This is a genomic window from Cyanobacteria bacterium GSL.Bin1, from assembly GCA_009909085.1.
Lineage (GTDB): Bacteria > Cyanobacteriota > Cyanobacteriia > Cyanobacteriales > Rubidibacteraceae > Halothece.
On record JAAANX010000165.1, the window covers coordinates 1 to 4,814 of the forward strand.

General features: G+C 45.5%; 5 protein-coding genes and 1 pseudogene. 3 read left to right on the top strand and 3 right to left on the bottom strand.

Annotation, left to right across the window (positions count from 1 at the left end; translation table 11 throughout):
• Window positions 1-209: 209 nt before the first annotated feature.
• A complete protein-coding gene (locus GVY04_19380; protein ID NBD18214.1) occupies window positions 210-380 on the top strand; it encodes a hypothetical protein in 171 nt (56 codons plus the stop codon).
• Window positions 381-457: 77 nt separating this feature from the next.
• On the opposite strand, the pseudogene GVY04_19385 reads toward GVY04_19380, so the two are convergent.
• A pseudogene (locus GVY04_19385) lies at window positions 458-688 on the bottom strand (hypothetical protein).
• A 213-nt stretch (window positions 689-901) separates the two neighbouring features.
• Between GVY04_19385 and GVY04_19390 the strand changes: the two are divergent.
• Window positions 902-1,495 carry a Uma2 family endonuclease gene (locus GVY04_19390; GenBank protein ID NBD18215.1) on the top strand — a complete coding sequence of 198 codons (594 nt, stop codon included), beginning with the start codon at window positions 902-904 and terminating at the stop codon, window positions 1,493-1,495.
• Here the strand turns inward: GVY04_19390 and GVY04_19395 are convergent.
• Together GVY04_19395 and pyrC are read right to left on the bottom strand one after the other, a co-directional pair.
• Window positions 1,492-3,099 (bottom strand): iron uptake porin, encoded by a 1,608-nt coding sequence (locus GVY04_19395; GenBank protein ID NBD18216.1) that lies wholly within the window; start codon window positions 3,097-3,099, stop codon window positions 1,492-1,494. The genes GVY04_19390 and GVY04_19395 overlap by 4 nt on opposite strands.
• 237 nt (window positions 3,100-3,336) lie before the next feature.
• Entirely contained in the window at window positions 3,337-4,365 is a 1,029-nt protein-coding gene (gene pyrC / locus GVY04_19400) for a dihydroorotase (protein NBD18217.1), read from the bottom strand.
• A gap of 172 nt (window positions 4,366-4,537) precedes the next feature.
• On the opposite strand from pyrC, the gene GVY04_19405 reads away from it, so the two are divergent.
• Window positions 4,538-4,756, top strand: coding sequence for a hypothetical protein (locus GVY04_19405; protein NBD18218.1), 219 nt, complete (start codon window positions 4,538-4,540; stop codon window positions 4,754-4,756).
• Window positions 4,757-4,814 lie beyond the last annotated feature (58 nt).

Sequence of the window (4,814 nt, forward strand, 5' to 3'; positions counted from 1 at the left end):
CTTCAGGGACGTTCGGTGATTACTTTTTTCCAACAGGCTTTGCAAAGTCCTCTCACCGGTGAGCCTTGTCCTTCTCTCATTCCCCAGTTTTGCCACACCTGAATCCTTACCTTTTTAGAATCCCTCGTCTATCCAGATGGTTGGATTGCTTAGCATCGGAAAGAGTTAAACGAAAAGTAGAAAAGGGTGGATTTTGGTTTTATTTATTGATGACTCCAGTTCTAGGAACTTGGGGAATGGGCTTAGCCCTAAAACTACTTCAAATTCCTCCCCATCGATTTTTTCTTCCCACATTCTTGAGTGTAATCATTGCAGCAATACTAATTGCCTTACTTGTTGTCTTAGGAGTTGACTGGTTGATGCCTAAGGATGAAATTTAACAAACCTGCTAGGAATATTTTTGATGAACTTCTACTCTTCGTAGAGTGGGCATTGCCCACCCTACCATTAATTCAGATAATAATTGACGCTTTAATTCTTGAGAAGAAATTCCTTTATCTTTTTCAGATGTATAATCATCCCATGCCCTTTGACTTTGAATAATTTCCTCAATTGGCATGGTTTCATCTTCTCCTTCAACTTCTACGGGTTGATTAACTAATTCTTTTAACTCGCCCAGTAGTTTTAACTTCTCAGAGAGGCTAAGGGATTTAATTTGACTGAGTACCTGAATATAGTGATTAGTCATTGTTAAAAGTTATATGGTTATAAGACTACCCGATCATAAGATTTCCGACAGTCGAAGAGATGAAGTTGGTATCAGGTGGGCGATGCCCACCCTACGGTTTAGTTTAACTTTTATTTATTATTTTGATTTTGAAACCCTCTAGAATAAGGAAGTTTCCTGATTGCAGCCATTAAAACCGATAAACTGGGAAATAAGGAAAAGGAAGCTGATGCAATGACCATGCAAAGTATCTCTAATCAATCTCAACTCTTCACTTTAGAGGAATTTCTGGCTTATGACGACGGTAGTGATCAACGGTATGAACTGGTGGATGGAGAATTAGTTGAAATGCCACCGGAAACGCAAGGGAATCTGCAAATTGCCAAGTATTTATTATTTGAATGGGCAAAATATCTACCCTTACAATTAATTGCTTTGGGAACTGAATTAGAAGTGACTGGAAAACGGAGTTCTTGTCGCGTTCCTGATCTCCTCCTCCATACAGAAGAATCTTTAGCAGCTTTACCGAAAGATCGACGGGCTACCATTACCCGTGATATGCCCCCGCCTGCTTTAGTTGTGGAAATTGTTTCCCCAGGACAAGAAAATCGCGATCGCGATTACCGTTATAAACATACCGAATACGCAGCACGAGGAATTACCGAATACTGGATCATCGATCGCGAGACTCAACAAGTAACCGTCTGTCTTTGGGTGAACGGCAAATATGAAGATACAGTTTACACAGGGGATACTCCTCTGAAATCAACGGTGATTCCAGAGTTTAACCTCAGTGCGAGTCAGATTTTACGCTTTGCCGAAAACTAAAAAGCAAAAATGGTACGGACTAATCCCACAGTAATTGTGTCATTCTCACCGTTATTTTCGGGATTAAAAATAACCAAAACTCCAGGTTCAATACTGATGTTATCGTTGACTTGATAACGATAAGACCCTTCGAGGTGAAACGCACTTTCATCGCCAGTGGGTCCCCCATCATTTGCCGTTACTTTGGGCGGTTGACCAATAATAATTCCCGCACGACTACCCCGATTATCTACATTCGGGAAAGCAAAGGTTAACGCCCAGTTGAAAATCGTTGCATCATCCCCAGCACTAACAGAAGTTCCAGCAAAACCAATCCCATCTTCTTCCGCTTGTGCTTGCGTTAATCCTGCCCATCCGGCAAGGATAAAATTAGAGCTAATCCGAGAGTTCGCTTGCAAGCCAAAATGATTAGCAGAGGTGGCAATATTCCCGCTAAAGGGAGCATTGGCGACACGACTCCCTGTTCCGCCTGAAACAAAGGGTTCTCCTCCTGGATAATAGGCACGGACATAAGTTAACCCTAAACTGAGGTTATCGCTAGGGTAAAACGCAAGTTGTCCTAAGGCAGCAAAAGAACCGTTAAATAAGCCTTGATTCACATCCGCAGGGTTACGGGCGAGATATCCCGCAGAAAGCGTGAGAGCGTCGCTGAGTTCATAATTGAAGGTTACGCCAGCCCCCGCAGCCCCCTGAATATAAATGGGGTTCATGCGCCCAAAGTTGGAAATTGAACCTTTAACTGCATTGGCAAAAAAACCGTTAAAGTTATCAATATGAGCGTTAAAACGTCCCCTGCTGGCATCGATCGCGTAAGAAAAACGCTCTCCTACTGCTGCTGCATAAAATAATTTGCCAAGGACAACATTGCCATCAGTATCGCGATCAAAGGCAAGACGAGTCATATTAGTCCCCGTTGTTCCAGCAGCATTGAAACGGGTGACATCTGTGGCATCAAGGCGCACTTTGAGAAGATCGCGACCGGTAAAACTACTATCAAAATTGAGACGAACGCGATTGTTAAAAACAACTCCTTCATCAACATCAGGAGCGTTATTCGCATCAGCAAAAACCGGAACAGCTTGGTTGCTGCCAAGAGCACTATTCAAGGAAAATAGTACCGTTCCTTTGAGTTTGGTAGTCGTAGAAAACTGATTGTCTTCTAAAACAGTGGTGCGTGCTTGCAAGTTATCTACTCGCGTGCTGAGAGTCGTCAGTTCGGCTTCAAAGTCTATCGTGAGGCGTTGTAGCGTTGCTAAGTCTGCTTCGGTTACGTCTGTTGGGTTATTGCTGATCAAATCTTCAATTTGTCGCAAACATTGCTCTAAGGCTGCTGCAAATTCGTAACGGGTGAGAGCGCGGTTACCATCAAAACCCCCATCAGGAGAACCCGCAATGCAACCATAGCGTTCGATTAAATTCCGTAGTGCTTCAAATGCCCAGTCATCAGGAGACACATCTCGCAGTTCAAAAACATTGTTCACTTGCGAAGAATTATCTCTCTGGGTTCTGTCTGTCAAAGATTGTCCTTGGGCAACGTTCCCCCCATTGAACAAAATCGTCATGATTCCAAAAACTGCAAGCCCTTGCTTGCCTAAATCAGGCATAGTCACTCCTCACTAAAATGATAATCATTATCATACAATAACAAGAGTTATCTCCCCTGACAAGACAAAGCAATCAGCCATTATTCCTTGTCTAGTCACCGAAACGGCAATCTCACCTTTTTAAGGTTGACTCGAAAGACAAGAGTTGTCCTCGACAGCCTCATGAAGCAAAACACTCACCGCTGCCGAATCCACTGGCTCAAAGGGAACATTAACGGTTGACCCAAGATGCGAATGCTATACTATTTGCCAGGTCATTTCCTGCCCCGCCCCTAAAGGAACAAGTCCCGATTCCATCAATGGAACTTCATCAGGAACGCGCCAAGTCGTTTTGGATAAGGTAACTCGCTCGGTATTGCGCGGCAGTTGATAAAAATCTGGACCATAGAAACTAGCGAACGCTTCCAGTTTATCCAGTGCTTGCATACTTTCAAATGCTTCGGCATACAACTCGAGGGCGTGCAACGCCGAAAAGCATCCGGCGCAGCCACAGGAACTTTCTTTGCTGGTGCGGGTATGGGGAGCGCTATCAGTACCCAGAAAAAACTTCGGATTCCCCGATGTTGCTGCTTGCAACAAAGCCTGACGATGCTCCTCCCGTTTCAAAATAGGCAGGCAATAAAAATGGGGACGCAGACCGCCTTTGAACAGGGCATTACGGTTAAATAACAAATGTTGGGGTGTGATGGTTGCCGCGATCGCGCTGGCAGAGAGGATATACTGCACCGCATCAGAAGTGGTGATATGCTCAAGCACCACCCGCAGGTTCGGAAATCGTTGCTTGAGGGGGATTAAATGTCGCTCGATAAACACCTTCTCGCGATCAAACGTATCAACATCACGATCCGTCACTTCCCCGTGCAGTAATAACGGCATATCTACTTGCTGCATCGCTTCAAAAACGCGATCGCACTTGCGAATATCCGTCACACCGGAGTCAGAGTTGGTCGTTGCCCCAGCTGGGTAGTATTTAACTGCTTTGATAAATTGGGACTCCTTCGCCCGGAAAATCTCGTCGGGGCTGGTATTGTCGGTGAGGTAGAGCGTCATCAATGGCTCAAACGGTTTGCCCTCTGGAATGGCAGCGAGGATGCGATCGCGATAGGCGCTTGCATCTGCCACTGAGCGGATCGGGGGCTTCAAGTTTGGCATGACGATCGCGCGGGCAAACTGACGCACCGTGTAGGGCAGAACCGCTTTCAGTGTTGCACCATCGCGGAGATGTAGATGCCAATCGTCAGGTCGGGTGATAGTAAGCTGTTGCATTCTTTTATTATAAAATGGCAACAAGAACCTCACATCGAAAGCCAGTTGAGTTGGTTAGGTTACATGACTATTTGCAGAGTTCACCCCCCTCATAACTACCCAGGGAGCAATAATGGAGTTCCGAGCCTACAAACCAAGCGATTCATCAGCTATAGAAAGCCTTTTTGCTTCGGTGTTCTCCCAATCTGAAGGTGAGCAAGAAGGGAAACTGATCGGCAACCTGGCAAAGGAATTGATTGCCACGACTAACAGTAGAGATCTATATGGATTTGTTGCTGTTGATGGGGAACAGATGATTGGCGCGATATTCTTCAGTCGGTTGACTTTCGCTTGTCACGGGGAAGCCCCGCGCTCTACCCGATCGGGTGGGCGACGGGATGAGGAGTGGTGAGTCGAGGGGTTCAATACCCCGAAGACGAACACATCTTCACCGTTTTTGCGTTATACTA